A 14,890-nucleotide genomic window follows, 5' to 3' on the forward strand; every position below is an offset into this window, starting at 1 on the left:
CGACGTGCAGCCGTATCGTTCGATCCTGTTCGTCCCGGGGCACCGCCCGAAGTGGGTGGACAAGGCCGTCGCGGCCGGCGCCGACTGCGTCGTGCTCGACCTCGAGGACTCCGTGCCGGCCGCGGAGAAGGCGGCCGCCCGCGCGACCGTCGCCGAGTCCATCGCGCGGGTGCGCGAGTCCAACCGGGACGTCGGGCTGTTCGTGCGCGTCAACCCCCTCGCCACCCGGCTGACCGGGGCCGATCTCGAGGCGGTCGTGGTGCCGGGCCTGACCGGCATCTTCGCCCCGAAGATCGAGCAGGCCACCGACGTCCTGCGCTACGACGCGCTGCTCGACCACTTCGAGCTGCGCAACGGGGTGGCGGGGCTCGAGTACATCGTGCCCGTCGAGACGGTGAAGGCCATCCACAACTGTCTCGAGGTGGCCACGGCGTCGCCGCGCGTCGGCGCCATGATCGGCCCGTCGGCCGAGCACGCCGACATCGCCCGCGAGGTCGGCTACGAGTGGACCCCCGAGGGACACGAAACCCTCTACCTGCGCAGCCGGGTGCTGCTGGCCTGCCGGGAGGCCGGCATCCACGCCCTGACCGGCCTGTGGGAGGATCTCGAGAACCTGGACGGGCTTCGCGACTTCGCGGTGCGAGGCCGGCAGCTCGGGTTCCGCGGGATGATTGCGATCCACCCCTCCCACGTGGCCACCGTCAACGACGTGTTCAGCCCGTCGGAGCAGGACCTGGAGTTCTACCGCGGACTCGCCGAGGCCTACGAGAAGGCGGAGGCGGAGGGCGTCGGCGCGCTGCGGTATCGCGGCCTGCACATCGACAAGGCCCACTACGACAAGGCAATTCAATGGCTCGAACGAGCCGAGGCGATCCTACGGAGAGGTGAACGGTGATGCGCGGTCTGTACTTCGAGGAGTTCGAGGTCGGGAAGCACTACAAGCACTCGATGACCCGCACCGTCACCGAGATGGACAACGTGCTGTTCACCTCGCTGACGATGAACATCCAGCCGCTGCACCTCGACGAGGAGTTCTGCAAGACGACGATCCACAAGCAGCGGGTGGTCAACAGCCTGTTCACCGTCGCGCTCATCGGTGCGTTCCACGTACCCGAGCTGACCATGGGGACCACGCTCGGGAACCTCGGCTACGACAAGGTCAAGTTCCCGAATCCGGTCTTCCACGGCGACACCCTGCGCGCGGAGACCACCATCCTGAAGAAGCGTGAATCCGAGAGCCGCACCGACAGCGGCATCGTGTGGTTCGAACACCGCGGCTTCAACCAGCGCGACGAACTCGTCTGCCTGCTCGAGCGCGTCGGCCTGATGGCCAAGCGCCCCACCACCGAGGAAGGTGCCTGAGATGACTGCAGCGCCCGAAACCGAATTCCCGTTGAAGGACTGGGTTCCCGAAACCCGGACCCTGCTGATCGGCGACCGGGAGGTCGAGCCCGCCGGTGAGACGTGGGACGTCTACAACCCGGCCACCGAGGAGGTCATCGCCACCGTCGGCGGCGCCTCCACCGACCAGGTCGACGCCGCCGTCGCCGCCGCCCGCGCCGCCTTCCCGGCGTGGTCCGCCCTGAGCGGCGAGGAGCGCTCCCGCCACATCCACCGCTTCGCCGACGTGCTCGAGAAGGCCGCCGACCGGCTGCTGCCCTCGATCGTCAACGAGGTCGGCACGCCGGTCTCGCTCGCCGAGTACCTGCAGGTCAAGATGGCCGTCGACGAGCACCTGCGGTGGGCCGCCGAGGCCGCGAAGACCGACCGCACCGTCCATCTCGGCGAGTACGACAAGCCGGTGCCGACGATGAGCGACGTCGTGTACGAGCCGGTGGGCGTCGTCGCGGCGATCACCGGGTACAACTACCCGCTGAACCTGGCGATCTTCAAGTTCGGCGCCGCGCTCGCGGCCGGCTGCACCGTGGTGCTGCTCCCGTCCCCGCGCACCCCGCTGACCACCCTGTTCCTGGGCGATCTCATCCGCGAGGCGGGTCTGCCGCCGGGCGTGATGAACGTCGTCATCGGCGGCGCGGACGTCGGGCAGCGGCTGTCCTCGCATCCCGGCGTGGACCGGGTGTCCTTCACCGGTTCCGACGGGGTGGGCGCGAAGATCATGGAGCAGGCCGCGGCGAACCTGGCCGGCGTGACCCTCGAGCTCGGCGGCAAGTCGCCGAACATCGTGCTGCCCGGCGTGGACGTGCAGAAGATCGCCGTCGAGATGCACCTGCGCTGGTCCCGCAACGGCGGTCAGGGCTGCGCCGCCCTCGCCCGGCTGCTGGTGCACGACTCGGTCTACGACGAGTTCCTCGAGGCCGGCGCGTCGGCGTTCGACCAGATGGTCGTCGGCGACCCGTGGGACCGTGCGACGAACATCGGCCCGATGATCCGGCCCGACCACCAGAACCGCGTGCAGGGCTTCATCGACGGCGCGGCGGCCGAGGGCGGCAAGAAGCTGCTCGAGGTGACCAAGCCGCTGCCCGAGAAGGGCTGGTTCGTCAATCCGGTTCTGCTCGGCAATCTTCCGCCCAACGCGCGCGCGGTGCAGGAAGAGATCTTCGGTCCCGTCGCGGTGATCCTGCCGTTCAAGGACACCGAGGAGGCCATCCGCCTCGCCAACGACACCCCCTTCGGTCTCGCCGCGAACGTGTGGTGCGACGACCCGGTCGAGGCGCGCCGCGTCGCGGAGAAGATCCGCGCCGGAACGGTATGGATCAACGGCGGCGGTGCCATGCGGCCGGACGCGCCGTTCGGCGGCTACGGGCGCTCGGGAGTCGGCCGCGAGCTCGGTGAGTGGGGGATGCGCGAGTACCTCGAGGTCAAGCACATCCAGTGGCGGATCTGATTCGCCGGCAAGGTATTCGGCAACATCGCATTCGGCAGGGCCGAACCGGACGACAAGGCTAGGAGAGACGACGATGAACGCATCCGCTGCGGGTCCGCTCGCGGGAGTCAAGGTGCTCGAGCTCGGCACCATGTATGCCGCCCCCACCGCGGGGCGCATGCTCCGCGACTTCGGCGCCGAGGTGGTCAAGGTCGAGGACCCGACGACCGGAGACTTCGCACGCCAGTGGGTTCCGCAGAAGGAGGGGTTGTCGCTGGGCTTCTCCCGTCTCAACGCCGGGAAGAAGTCCCTCGGCATCGACCTGCGTTCGCCGGAAGGCCGCGACCTGGTGCGCCGGCTCGCGGCCGAGGTCGACGTCGTCGTCGAGTCGTTCCGTCCCGGCCGGCTCGAGGAGTGGGGCCTGGGCTACGACGTGCTGAGCGCGGACAACCCGGGGCTCGTGCTGGCCCGGGTGTCCGGGTTCGGGCAGACCGGACCCAATCGCAGCCTGCCGGGATTCGGCACCGTCGCCGAGACGGCCAGCGGTTTCGCGCACGTCAACGGCTGGCCGGACTCGCCGCCGACCTCCCCGCCGTTCGGGTTCGCCGATTCCATCGCCGGGCTGTCCGCCGCGATGGGCGTCGCGATGTCGTTGTACAAGCGGGAGCGGACGGGGCAGGGCGACGTCGTCGACGTCGCACTGTACGAGCCGCTGATGTTCATCATCGGTGACATGTTCCTGCGCTACACCGCGCTCGGCGAGATCCAGCAGCGCATCGGCAACGCCACCGGCGCGGCGTCGCCGCGGGGCATCTACGAGGCCCAGGACGGGCGCTTCCTGTCCATCGCGGCGTCCAACCAGGGCATCGCCAAGCGGCTGTTCGCCGCGATGGGGCGGCCCGAGATCATCGAGGATCCCCGCTACGCCACCAACGCCGCACGCCTCGAGCACAACGACGAGGTGCAGGCGATGGTGAAGGAATGGGTCGGCTCGATGCCGCGGGCGAGCGTGCTCGAGACCCTGGAGAAGTTCGAGGTCGTCAGCGCACCGGTGAACGATGCCGCGGACGTCGTCGCCGACCCGCACTTCCAGGAGCGCACCCTCGTCGAGATCACGGGCAACGAGATCATGAAGGGTGTGCTGATGCCGGGGCCGGTGCTGCACCTCGGCAGCTACGACGGTCCCAGCTACGACGGTGTGCCCACCATCGGCGAGCACACCGCCGAGGTGCTCTCGGACCGGCTGGGGCTGAGCGCGGACCAGCTCGCGGCGCTCGCCGAGGCGGGCGTGATCGGCAAGTCCTGAGAGTCGCACGGACCGCAGTCCGAAAATCGATGCGGTGAACCGGAATCCGCCCACGAAACGGCGTGCGCGGATTCCGGTGTCACGCGCGAATTCAGCAGGTTCGCCGACGCACGCAACGAGACGAGGTACCAATGCAGCTGAGTATCGGCTCGGGCTCGGCCTACGCCAACGACCGGCTCGAGACAGCGGCCGCCATGGCCGACAGCGGCCGGGTCCGGTACATGGGCTTCGACTGCCTGGCCGAACGCACGATGGCGCTGGCCCAGATCCGCCGCCTGCGCGATCCGTCGGCCGGCCAGGACGAACGCATCTCCGCCCTGGTGCCGATCCTGCGCCGCTTCCTCGCGTCGGGAGGTCGCGTCGTCGGCAACTTCGGTGCCGCCAATCCCGACGCCGCGGCGGCCGAATTCGCCGTCAATCTGCGCGCTCTGGGGCTCGGGGGGACCCGGATCGGCATCATCCGCGGCGACGACGTGCGGGACGCCGTCACGGCCGCCGACGTCGCGCTCCCCGAACTCGGCACCACCACGCGTGCGCTCGCCGACCGGATCGTCTCCGCCAACGCCTACATCGGAGCCGATCCGATCGTCGACTGCCTGCGGCAGGACGCCCAGATCGTGCTCGGCGGCCGGATCGCCGACCCGTCCCTGTTCGTCGGGCCGATCTGCCACGAGCTGGGATGGTCGCTCGACGACTGGGACCGCGTCGGCACCGCGACCCTCGCCGGGCACCTGCTCGAGTGCGGCGTCCACAGCACCGGCGGCAACTTCGAGGACCCGCCGTACCGGGTCGTCCCCGACCCGCACAACCTGAGCTTCCCCCTGGCCGAGATCGACGACGACGAGCTGATCGTCACCAAGCTCGACGGCACCGGCGGGGCCGTCGACCTGCGCACCACCCGCACCCAGCTCTACTACGAGATCCACGATCCCGCCCGCTATCTCACCCCCGACGTGACCGCGGACTTCAGTGACGTGCGGATCGAACAGGCCGGGCCCGACCGGGTACGCCTGTCCGGCGCCCGCGGATCCGCCCGGCCCGACACCCTCAAGGTGCTCGTCGGCGTCGACCTCGGATACAAGGCCGTCGCCGAGATCTCCTACGGCGGACCGGGCTGCGTCGACCGCGCCCGTCGCGCCGAGGAGATCGTGCGCCGGCGCCTCGAACCGATCCGGGCGCAGATCGACGAACTGCGGATCGAACTGCACGGCGTCGACACCCTCTTCGGCGACCGGATCGCCGGCGGCGAGCCGGCGGAGGTGCGGCTGCGGCTCGCGGCCCGGGCCCTCGATCCCGACGTCGCCAAGGCCGCCGCCTACGAGGTCGAATACCTGTACTTCGGTCCCGCAGGTGGCGGTGGCGTGGTCACCTCGGTCGTCCCCGCCGTCGTCGTGACCCCCGCCCTGCTGCCCCGCAGCGAGGTACCCCTGTCCGTGGAGGTGACCACCGCATGAAACTTCGTGACGTCGCGTACAGCCGCTCCGGCGACAAGGGCGACACCAGCAACATCTGCGTGTTCCCGCACGACGACGCCGACTACGACTGGCTCCGGTCGGTGCTCACCGAGGACATCGTCGCCGAGGCGTTCGGGAACCTCGTCGAGGGCGAGGTGACCCGCTACGAGATCCCGGTGAACTGCTGCCTGAACTTCGTCCTCACCCGTGCCCTCGCGGGCGGGGTCTCCAAGTCCCTGCGGGTGGACCCGCACGGAAAGTCCTACCAGTCCCTGATTCTCGACATCGACGTTCCGGGACGCGAGGAGAGGCGATGATCCACGACCTGTTCGCCCGGGCGGCGCACGGCCCGTCCGTGCACGTCGGCGGCAGAGGGGAGACCGGGCGCGGCGAGACGTTCGACTCGATCGATCCCGCCACCGAGGAGGCGCTGGCACGGTGGACCGCCGCTGACCGGGAGCAGACCGAACGCGCGATCACGGCCGCCCGCCGCAGCTTCGACGCCGGGGAATGGCGCGCCGCCTCCCCGGACCAGCGCGCCAAGGTCCTGCGGCGGCTGGCGGACCTGATCGACGAGCACGCCGGGCAACTCACCGAACTGGTCGTGCGGGAGGTCGGATCACCCATCGGTCTGGCCCGCACCCTGCAGGTCGCGCAGCCGGCGATCAACTTCCGGTGGTTCGCCGACGCGGCGCTGCGTGGTCCCCGTGGGGGTTACCAGGAGCGGTTGCCCGGCATCCGCGGCGCGGTGTCGTCCGAGAGCCTCCTGCTGCGCGAGCCGATCGGCGTGGTCTCGGCGATCGTGCCGTACAACTACCCGCTGAACATGATCTCGTGGAAGGTGGCGCCCGCGCTCGCCGCCGGCTGCAGCGTGGTCCTGCTGCCCTCGCCGCGGGGCACGTTGTCCGCGCTGGCCTTCATGCACCTCGCAGACGAGGCCGGATTGCCGCCCGGCGTGCTGAATCTCGTGCCGGGTGGACCGGCCGTGGGCGAACTGCTCAGCTCCCACCCCGGGGTGGACATGGTGAGCTTCACCGGATCCTCCGCCGTCGGCGCGGCCGTGATGGCACAGGCCGCGGCCACCCACAAGAAGGTCATGCTCGAACTCGGCGGGAAGTCCCCCAACATCCTTCTCCCGTCGGCGGACCTGTCCACCGCCGTGGGACCGTCGATCCTGCGGTTCTGCCGCAACGCCGGACAGGGCTGCGGCGCCACCACCCGGATCCTCGTTCCACACGATCGCATCGACGAATTCCTCGATCTGGCAGCGGGCTTCATCGAGGAGAACGTGCCGACCGGCGACCCGTTCGACGAGCGCACCGAAGTGGGGCCGCTGATCTCCGCCGAGCACCTCGCGCGCGTGCGCGGCTACCTCGACCGCGCCGTCGCCGCCGGCGGCCGCATCTCGGTCGCCGGCGAGCGGCCGGTGGGCAAGGGCTGGTTCCTGCCGCCGACCCTGGTGACGGGTGTGGACAACTCCGCCGAGATCTGCCGGGAGGAACTGTTCGCTCCCGTCGCGGTGGTCCTTCCGTACCGGGGCGTCGACGAGGCGGTCGCCGTCGCGAACGACTCCCCGTACGGACTCAACGCGAGCGTCTTCGGCGACCACGCCGAGGCGGTGGCCGTGGCTCGGCGCCTCGACACCGGCACCGTCGCGATCAACGGTGGCGGCCCCATGCGGGCGGACGTGCCGTGGGGCGGATCGAAGCGCAGCGGCACCGGCGTCGAGATGGGCGAGGACGGGTTCGCCGAGTTCTTCCGGATCAGGCACCTGAACTGGCAGGTGCCGTCGTGACCACCGAAACCCGAATGCCCGCACACGCTCCCGCGTACCCGATCCTCGACGGACCGGCACCCGACCTCGCCGTCCGCGCGTCTACCGGAAGCCGTACCGTGCCGTGGCTGCTCGACCGGTGGCGCACCGACCGGCCGGAGACGACCTTCCTCATCTGGGAGCCGCACACCGGCGCCGAGGCGCAGCGCTGGAGCTATGCGGAATTCGCCGCCGCGGTGGATCGGCTCGCGGCCGGACTGCAGGCGCGCGGCATCGCACCCGGTGACCGTGTGGTGCTGCTGATGGACAACTGCCCCGACTTCCTCGTCGGATGGGCGGCGATCGTGTCGACCGGCGCGGTCGCGGTGTGCCTCAACACCCGCAGCAGCGCCGACGAACTCGCCTACTACGACCGGCACTCCGCCCCCCGGGCCGCGCTGATCGGAACCCGGTCGGCCGAGGCCGCGCGGGCCGCCATGCCCGGCCTGGAGTGGATCGCGACGACCGGCGGCACCGAGACCCTCGAGGCCGCGGCACCGGGGGGTACCGTGCCCGAAAGGGCGTCCGGCAGCCTCGGCGCGCTCGGACGGGCCGCCGGGGCACCCGCGCCGGTGTCCATCGATCCGCTCGCGCCCGCGAGCATCCAGTACACCTCCGGGACGACGGCGCGGCCCAAGGCCGTGGTCTGGACGCACGCCAACTGCCTCTGGGCCGCCCGGGTCAACGCCGCCCACGCCGGGCTGCGGGGCACCGACGTCGGACTGATCACTCTGCCGCTGTTCCATACCAACGCCCTGGGCTACTCGTTTCTGGGACTGCTGTGGGTGGGGGCCACCGTGGTGCTGACCCCGAAGTTCTCCGCGTCCCGCTTCTGGGACGTCTCGCTCCGGCACCGGTGCACGTGGGCATCGGTGGTGTCGTTCATGCTCCGGGCCCTCGACGGTGCTCCCGTTCCGGCCGGCCACACCTACCGGCACTGGTCGGGCAGCGCGACGCAGCACTCGGTGGCCGACGGGATCCGCATGACCGGATGGTTCGGCATGACGGAGACCGTGTCGCACCCCGTCGTCAGCGAACTGGCCCATCCCGACCCCGACGGGACCATGGGACGTCCGGCCCCCGAGTACGCCGTCGCCGTCGTCGGCGACGACGGCCGTCCCGTCGAGCCCGGCACGGTGGGTGACCTGTGGGTGCGCGGAACACCGGGTGTGTCCCTGTTCGCCGGGTACCTGCACAACGACGACGCGACGCGGGAGGCCTTCACCGCCGACGGCTGGTTCCGCACCGGAGACCGGGTGCGCCAGGACCGCTCCGGGCAGTTGTGGTTCGTCGAGCGGTCCAAGGACATGCTCAAGGTCGGCGGTGAGAACGTCGCCGCCGCCGAGATCGAACGCGTGCTCGCGGCGGTGCCCGGCGTCCGGGAGGCCGCCGTCGTGGCGAAACCGGACCCGATGCTCGGCGACGTCCCGGTCGCCTTCGTGATCCCGGACGGCGCCGCGCCCGACGGCCTGCCGGCCGACATCGAACGGGCCTGCGCAGAACTGCTGTCCGACTTCAAACGACCGCGCGAGGTCCACCTGGTACCGGAGTTCCCGCGCGCCACCTTGAACAAGGTCGCCAAGGCGAAGCTGCGGCACTGGCTGCTCGAGCCGTCGACGGAAGCGAGGAAGACATGGACCTGGGTGTGATCCTCGGCGACGTGCACTCCACGCTGTCGCCGCGCGAGCACCTCGACGGACTGCTGCGCCAGGTCGAGGCCGCGCAGCGCAACGGCGTGCGCTACATCGTGATGGGCCACCACTACATCTACGGCAACCTGCGCTGGCTGCAGCCGATCCCGACCCTGGCGCGGATCGCGGCCGAATTGGACCCCGGCGTGAAGATCGGCACGATGGTGGTGCAGGTGCCGCTGTTCCATCCGGTCGCGCTCGCCGAGGAACTCGCCACCCTCGACATCCTGACCCGGGGCAACCTCATCGTCGGCGCCGGCGCGGGATACCGGCGCGAGGAGTTCGCCGCGTTCGGCGTCGACTTCGGCCGGCGGTTCGCCATGATGGACGAGGCGCTGCAGATCATCCGGCTCATGTGGACGCAGGACGAGGTCGACTTCCACGGCAGGTTCTGGCGGCTCGACGGGGTCAAGACCCACATCCGTCCCTGGCAGGATCCCCACCCGCCGATCTGGATCGGCGCACTGAAGGATTCCGGCGTCCGGCGCTCCGCACGACTGGGCGACGCGTGGCCGGTGACGCCCGAAACCCGGACCGACGACATGCACCGCATGTTCGGCGTCTATGCCGCGGCGCGGCACAAGCACGGGCGGCCGCCGGTGGCGCGGCATCCGCTGCGCCGCGAGATCGTTCCCGGCGCCACCACCGAGGGTGCGTTCCGGCGCTTCGAATCCATGGCGCGGGACCGCCTCCTGGCCTACGCGCAGCGGGAACTGGACACCCGCGATGCCACCGCCCTCACCGAACGATTCCGGCAGGTCGCCGCCGCGGAGGCGATCGTCGGAACCCCCGACGACTGTCTCGGCCAGTTGCGCGCTCTCGCGGCGCAGGTGCCGGTCGATCCGGTGATCGTGCGCGCGCAGTGGCCCGACATGACGGCCGACGACGTCGTCGCGTACCTCGACGACCTCGGCCGCGACATCGTCCCCGGAATGCGCGAGATCGTGTCGATCGACGCCCGCACCATGGCGGCCCCCTCGGCGATGGCGTCCACGAGCCCGACAGGAGAAGTCCGATGACGCTCGACGACCGGAGCACCGAACCGCGTTGTCCTGTGGTCGACTTCGACCACAACTCCGCCGCGCACGCCGAGGACCCGGTCGGCTCCTACCGTCGGATGCGGGCGGCAGGGCCGGTGGTCCGGTCGACCCGTCACGGCGGCTTCTGGGTGCTCACCGACTACGACGGCGTGTTCGAGGCTGCCCGCGACGACCAGACCTTCTCGTCCGCGCGGTGCCCCTACGGCGGCGACGGCCTGGCCACCGTCATCCCCAAGACGCCGGTGAACCACCACATCCCCGTCGAACTCGATCCTCCGGAACATCGCAAGTACCGCAAGCTGATCAACCCGCTGACCTCCCCGGCGGCCGTCGAGCACCTGCGGCCGGCGATCGAGAAGTACACGACGTGGTTCATCGACCAGGTCATCGAGGCCGGCACGTGCGACTTCGCGACGGTCATCGGCGTGCCGGCCGTGGTGACGATCGACTGGCTCGGCCTGCCGCCGGCGGACTGGGAGCGGTACGCGCACGCCCATCACGCCGCGCTCTCCGACCTGCCGGGCACGCCGGAGTTCGAGCACGCCATCTCCGTCGAGTTCCCGTGGATGGAGAAGCAATTGCGGGCCGCGATCGCCGAGCGGCGCGTACGTCCGCGGGACGACGTGCTGAGTCACCTCGTCGGCTCGGAGGTGGACGGCCGGCCGGTGACGGACGACGAGGTATTCGCCATGGCGGAGCTGCTGATCTCCGGCGGCGTGGGCACCACCGCCTCCCTCGTCAGCCAGACGCTGATGTACCTCGACCGCAACCACGAGCTGCGTCGCACCCTCGCCGAGCACCCGGAGAAGCTGCCGCGGGCGATCGAGGAGTTCCTGCGCGTCTTCTCACCCACGCAGGCCCTGGCCCGCACGGTGACTCGTGATGTCGAGTTCCACGGGCACGACTTCCGCACGGGCGATCGCGTGCTCCTCGGCTGGGCGTCGGCGAACCGCGACCCGAAGGCGTTCGACGACCCGGACACCGTGGACATCGAGCGGTGGCCGAACCGGCACACGGCGTTCGGCATGGGTGTGCACCGGTGCGCCGGGGCGCACATCGCCCGTGCGCTGTCCGTCGAGATGCTCGGCCAGATCCTGTGCCGCATGCCGGATTACGAGATCCTGCACGACCGGGTGGTCCCGTTCGCGCACCAGGCGGTCAATCCCGGTTGGAAGCGAATTCCCGCGCGCTTCACGCCGGGACCGCGTATCGGCCCCACTGCCGGGAACGCGCGCCCCTTCTCGATCTGAAAGGTTCATCTTCAAGAGATTTCGCGCCGGTGGAACGGGACGGGCGGACCGTGAACCCGGGGGTGCTCGCCGAATCGACCATTGACCTCCCGGGTCCGATGTGAGCATAATCATATGCAGAGATTTCTTCCGTTTCCGTTCTTCTCGCGTCTCGCGATCCACCGCTCTGCACGCAAGCCCGGCCGGCCTCCTCGCGGGGACGGTCGCCCGGTCCGTGACGCGAACCGAAGAGCGAGTCGAGAGAGAGGTTCACGTCATGGGATTCGACGGAATGGTTGCCTTCGTCACCGGTGCGGCGAGGGGACAGGGGCGCAACCACGCGGTGCGCCTCGCCCGCGAGGGCGCCGACATCATCGCGATCGACCTGTGCGCTCCGGTGCAGGGCGCCCCGTACGACATGGCCACCCGGGCGGACCTCGACGAGACGGTCCGCCTGGTGCAGGCCGAGGGGCGGCAGATCGTCGCCACCGAAGCGGACGTGCGGGATTCGGCCGCGGTCGCCAAGGCCGTGGCGACGGGGGTCGAGCGGTTCGGCCGCCTCGACGTCGTCGTCGCCAACGCCGGGATCGCCGGCAGCTATCCGGTCGAGGATCTCACCGACGAGATCTGGCGCGACATGATCGACATCAACCTCACCGGCGTGTGGAACACGGTGAAGGCCTCCGTCCCGCACCTGCGTGCCGGCGGCCGCGGCGGCAGCATCGTGCTGATCAGCTCCATCGCCGGACTGAAGGGCCTGCCGAACAACGCCCACTACGCGGCGGCCAAGCACGGCGTGCTCGGCGTGATGCGCAGTCTCGCCAACGAACTCGGCCCCGAAGGTATCCGGGTCAACGCGGTCCTGCCGACCAACGTGGAGACCCGCATGCTGCTGAACGACGCGATCTACAAGTTGTTCCTCCCGGACGAGCCGCAGCCCACCCGGGAACAGGTCGAACCGCTGCTGCACGGCATGCACGCCCTCGACGTCCCGTTCGTGCAGCCCGACGACGTCAGCAACGCCGTTCTGTTCCTCGCCGGAGCCGAGTCCCGCTACGTCACCGGCATCACGATGCCGATCGACGCCGGCGCCCTGGTGAAGTAGTGACAGGCCCCGAAACGCGCTCTGCGATGGAAGGACACGACATGCTCGACGGCCGGGACCGCCACCCGCGACGGACGGAGGATGTCCTCGAGATCCGCGAACTGGCGACGCGGTACGCCCTGGCCGTCGACGACCACGACATGGAGACGCTGGCCGCGCTGTATACGCCGGACGCCGCGTTCCACGGTCTGTCGGAATCGCTGTGGGGGCGGGACGCGATCATCACCTACGTTCGTGCCGCGCTCGACGGATACGACGGGGTCAGCGTGCACACCCCGCACCCCGGCACGGTGGACTTCACCGATGAGGACACGGCGCAGGGGATCGTGCCCTGCCACGTCGAGTTCGCGCAGGCGGGGGTGCAGAGCATTCTCGCGTTGCGATACCACGACCGTTACATGAGACGGGCCGGGCGCTGGTACTTCGGCGAACGCCGGCTCGAGGTCCGGTACGCGACGCCGACCGCGACGTACGGGACGGTCCTCACGGCCGGGGCCGCACCCGACCCGCCGTCCCCCGCCCAGCAGGACGGACGACTCCGGCCGAGTCCGTCACCCACCTTCGACTGAACCATCCCGAGAGAGGGAATTACGATGCAAGACAACGACGGATCGGACGCCTACGAAGTCATCGTGCTCGGCAGCGGGGGTGCCGGACTGTGCGCCGCCCTGTCGGCCGCCCGGTGCGGTGCCCGAGTGGGCGTGTTCGAGAAGGGCGAACTGCTCGGCGGTACCACGTGCCTGTCGAGCGCCGTGGCGTGGCTGCCGAACAACCGGTACGCGCGGGAGGCGGGGATCGTCGACTCGCGCGAGCAGTCCCTCGCCTACCTCGAATCCCTGTCGCACGGGATGATCCTGCCCGAGCTCGCGGAGGCGTTCGTCGACACCGTTCCCGAACTGCTCGACTGGCTCGACACCACGCCGCTGAAGATGCGCCTCGTCGCCGGCTACCCCGACTACCACCCCGAGCGGCCCGGCGGGATGCCGCAGGGCGGACGCTCCCTCGAACCCGACCTGTTCAGCTTCATCGACCTCGGCCGATGGGAGGACAAGCTCGTCGGGGTCCCGCGCCGTATGACGGTCGCGGAGACCCCCATCGGCGGCGGCACCGGCCACCTTCCCCCCGACGTGCTCGAGCAGCGGGAGCGGGACCGCGTGGAGGGCCTGGGCCGCGGCATGATCGCGGCCCTGCTCCAGGGCTGCCTCGACGAGGGCGTCGCCGTGCACACCGGGGAGCGGGGCGTGCGGCTGATCCAGGACGAGTCCGGCCGCATCACCGGCGTGCGGTTCGAGGGGCGGAACGGGGCGCACGACGTGCGCGCGGAGCACGGCGTCGTGCTCGCCACCGGCGGCTTCGAATGGGACGAGCGGCTGCGGCGCGACTTTCTGCGCGGACCGATGGCGCACCCCGCCACCGTACCCACGTGCACGGGGGACGGATTGCGCATGGCGATGCGCGTCGGCGCGCAGCTCGGCAACATGCGCGAGGCCTGGTGGGCGCCGGTCGCGGTGCTGCCCGGGCAACGGGCGAACGGTGCCCAGGCCGTCCAGCTCGTGCACCGGGAGCGCACTGCGCCGCACTCGATCATGGTCAACCGGCTCGGCCGGCGGTTCACCAACGAGGCGACCAACTACAACGCGCTCGGTGGGGCGTTCCACCAGCTCGACGCGCACGACTTCGACTACCTGAACCAGCCGTGCTGGCTGATCTTCGACGCCGACCACGTCGAGAAGTACGGGGCGTTCGGGGCCGCGCCGGGCACCGAAGCCCCGGAGTGGGTCGTGCGGGCCGACACTCTCGCCGATCTGGCACGGCAGATCGACGTCCCCGCGGACACCCTCGAATCGACGGTCGCCCACTGGAACGAGGACGTGCGCCGGGGCCACGACAGCGAGTACCACCGCGGCGAGAGCGTGTACGACGGGTTCGTCGGTGACAAGAACAGGTACCCCGGCGTGGAATCCACCCTGGGACCCGTCGCGCGGGCCCCCTTCCATGCGGTGCAGATCCACAGCAGCACGCTCGGCACGAAGGGCGGTCCGCGCACCGACGCCGACGGCGCGGTCCTCGACGTCGACGATCGGGTCATCCCCGGCCTGTTCGCCGCCGGGAACGTCATGGCGGCCCCCACCGGCATGGTCTACGGCGGAGCCGGCGGAACCCTGGGCCCTGCCCTGGTATTCGGCTACCGGGCGGGCCGGGCCGCGGCGAGGGCGTCGCTCCGTGCGGCCGATCCGTCGGCGGATCCGGCCGCGGCGCCGTTGCGGCCGGTGTCGCTCGCCTGACGGATCAGGGGAGGGATCCCTGCCGAATATCCGCGCGGTCCCCAGTCAGCCGCGACAGCCGTTCGTTGCTGTCGCGGCTGACTGCCGTGCGCGCGGCTCCGGAACCTGTGCCGGCACGGGACGTAGGTGTCCGGCGATCGGGG

Annotated in this window: 13 protein-coding genes; all 13 read left to right on the forward strand. The window is 70.5% G+C overall.

The features are described from left to right. The first annotated feature begins 4 nt into the window (after window positions 1-4). The 13 genes from OCS65_RS03330 to OCS65_RS03390 all read left to right on the forward strand — a co-directional run bounded on the left by OCS65_RS03330 (window position 5) and on the right by OCS65_RS03390 (window position 14,747). Window positions 5-895 (forward strand): HpcH/HpaI aldolase/citrate lyase family protein, encoded by an 891-nt coding sequence (locus tag OCS65_RS03330; protein ID WP_006941636.1) that lies wholly within the window; start codon window positions 5-7, stop codon window positions 893-895. Continuing rightward, complete coding sequence (locus OCS65_RS03335) at window positions 895-1,362, forward strand: MaoC family dehydratase (protein WP_029546556.1); 468 nt, start codon at window positions 895-897, stop codon at window positions 1,360-1,362. Before OCS65_RS03330 ends, OCS65_RS03335 begins: the two co-directional genes overlap by 1 nt. Window position 1,363: 1 nt before the next feature. Beyond that, window positions 1,364-2,845, forward strand: coding sequence for an aldehyde dehydrogenase family protein (locus OCS65_RS03340; protein WP_006941634.1), 1,482 nt, complete (start codon window positions 1,364-1,366; stop codon window positions 2,843-2,845). A 73-nt stretch (window positions 2,846-2,918) separates the two neighbouring features. Then, window positions 2,919-4,130, forward strand: a complete 1,212-nt coding sequence (locus OCS65_RS03345) for a CaiB/BaiF CoA transferase family protein (protein ID WP_029546554.1) — start codon at window positions 2,919-2,921, stop codon at window positions 4,128-4,130. 131 nt (window positions 4,131-4,261) lie between these two features. After that, the gene (locus tag OCS65_RS03350; RefSeq protein WP_006941631.1) at window positions 4,262-5,584 is read left to right on the forward strand and encodes an acyclic terpene utilization AtuA family protein; all 1,323 of its coding nucleotides are present in this window, start codon (window positions 4,262-4,264) and stop codon (window positions 5,582-5,584) included. After that, window positions 5,581-5,901, forward strand: a complete 321-nt coding sequence (locus OCS65_RS03355; protein ID WP_006941630.1) for an AtuA-related protein — start codon at window positions 5,581-5,583, stop codon at window positions 5,899-5,901. Before OCS65_RS03350 ends, OCS65_RS03355 begins: the two co-directional genes overlap by 4 nt. Next, a complete protein-coding gene (locus OCS65_RS03360; protein ID WP_231772329.1) occupies window positions 5,898-7,379 on the forward strand; it encodes an aldehyde dehydrogenase family protein in 1,482 nt (493 codons plus the stop codon). The genes OCS65_RS03355 and OCS65_RS03360 overlap by 4 nt, the downstream gene beginning before the upstream one ends. 14 nt (window positions 7,380-7,393) lie before the next feature. Beyond that, window positions 7,394-9,046, forward strand: coding sequence for an AMP-binding protein (locus tag OCS65_RS03365; protein WP_420833243.1), 1,653 nt, complete (start codon window positions 7,394-7,396; stop codon window positions 9,044-9,046). After that, window positions 9,031-10,107: an LLM class flavin-dependent oxidoreductase gene (locus tag OCS65_RS03370; RefSeq protein ID WP_102800552.1), complete on the forward strand. Its 1,077-nt coding sequence runs from the start codon at window positions 9,031-9,033 to the stop codon at window positions 10,105-10,107. The genes OCS65_RS03365 and OCS65_RS03370 overlap by 16 nt, the downstream gene beginning before the upstream one ends. Next, entirely contained in the window at window positions 10,104-11,378 is a 1,275-nt protein-coding gene (locus OCS65_RS03375; protein WP_006941618.1) for a cytochrome P450, read from the forward strand. The genes OCS65_RS03370 and OCS65_RS03375 overlap by 4 nt, the downstream gene beginning before the upstream one ends. 256 nt (window positions 11,379-11,634) lie before the next feature. Beyond that, window positions 11,635-12,462, forward strand: coding sequence for a mycofactocin-coupled SDR family oxidoreductase (locus OCS65_RS03380; RefSeq protein ID WP_006941616.1), 828 nt, complete (start codon window positions 11,635-11,637; stop codon window positions 12,460-12,462). Window positions 12,463-12,488: 26 nt separating this feature from the next. Then, window positions 12,489-13,031, forward strand: coding sequence for a nuclear transport factor 2 family protein (locus OCS65_RS03385; RefSeq protein WP_263508788.1), 543 nt, complete (start codon window positions 12,489-12,491; stop codon window positions 13,029-13,031). A gap of 24 nt (window positions 13,032-13,055) precedes the next feature. Continuing rightward, window positions 13,056-14,747 carry an FAD-binding protein gene (locus tag OCS65_RS03390; RefSeq protein ID WP_231772332.1) on the forward strand — a complete coding sequence of 564 codons (1,692 nt, stop codon included), beginning with the start codon at window positions 13,056-13,058 and terminating at the stop codon, window positions 14,745-14,747. Window positions 14,748-14,890: the final 143 nt, after the last annotated feature.

The organism is Rhodococcus aetherivorans, assembly GCF_025722975.1.
GTDB lineage: Bacteria > Actinomycetota > Actinomycetes > Mycobacteriales > Mycobacteriaceae > Rhodococcus > Rhodococcus aetherivorans.

Excerpts from the sequence above, each read along its gene's own strand:
- OCS65_RS03370 (WP_102800552.1), top strand. The coding sequence starts at position 9,031 with ATGGACCTGGGTGTGATCCTCGGCGACGTGCACTCCACGCTGTCGCCG.
- OCS65_RS03365 (WP_420833243.1), top strand. The coding sequence starts at position 7,394 with ATGCCCGCACACGCTCCCGCGTACCCGATCCTCGACGGACCGGCACCC.
- OCS65_RS03375 (WP_006941618.1), top strand. The coding sequence starts at position 10,104 with ATGACGCTCGACGACCGGAGCACCGAACCGCGTTGTCCTGTGGTCGAC.
- OCS65_RS03340 (WP_006941634.1), top strand. The coding sequence starts at position 1,364 with ATGACTGCAGCGCCCGAAACCGAATTCCCGTTGAAGGACTGGGTTCCC.
- OCS65_RS03345 (WP_029546554.1), top strand. The coding sequence starts at position 2,919 with ATGAACGCATCCGCTGCGGGTCCGCTCGCGGGAGTCAAGGTGCTCGAG.
- OCS65_RS03360 (WP_231772329.1), top strand. The coding sequence starts at position 5,898 with ATGATCCACGACCTGTTCGCCCGGGCGGCGCACGGCCCGTCCGTGCAC.
- OCS65_RS03350 (WP_006941631.1), top strand. The coding sequence starts at position 4,262 with ATGCAGCTGAGTATCGGCTCGGGCTCGGCCTACGCCAACGACCGGCTC.
- OCS65_RS03385 (WP_263508788.1), top strand. The coding sequence starts at position 12,489 with ATGGAAGGACACGACATGCTCGACGGCCGGGACCGCCACCCGCGACGG.
- OCS65_RS03390 (WP_231772332.1), top strand. The coding sequence starts at position 13,056 with ATGCAAGACAACGACGGATCGGACGCCTACGAAGTCATCGTGCTCGGC.
- OCS65_RS03335 (WP_029546556.1), top strand. The coding sequence starts at position 895 with ATGCGCGGTCTGTACTTCGAGGAGTTCGAGGTCGGGAAGCACTACAAG.
- OCS65_RS03380 (WP_006941616.1), top strand. The coding sequence starts at position 11,635 with ATGGGATTCGACGGAATGGTTGCCTTCGTCACCGGTGCGGCGAGGGGA.
- OCS65_RS03355 (WP_006941630.1), top strand. The coding sequence starts at position 5,581 with ATGAAACTTCGTGACGTCGCGTACAGCCGCTCCGGCGACAAGGGCGAC.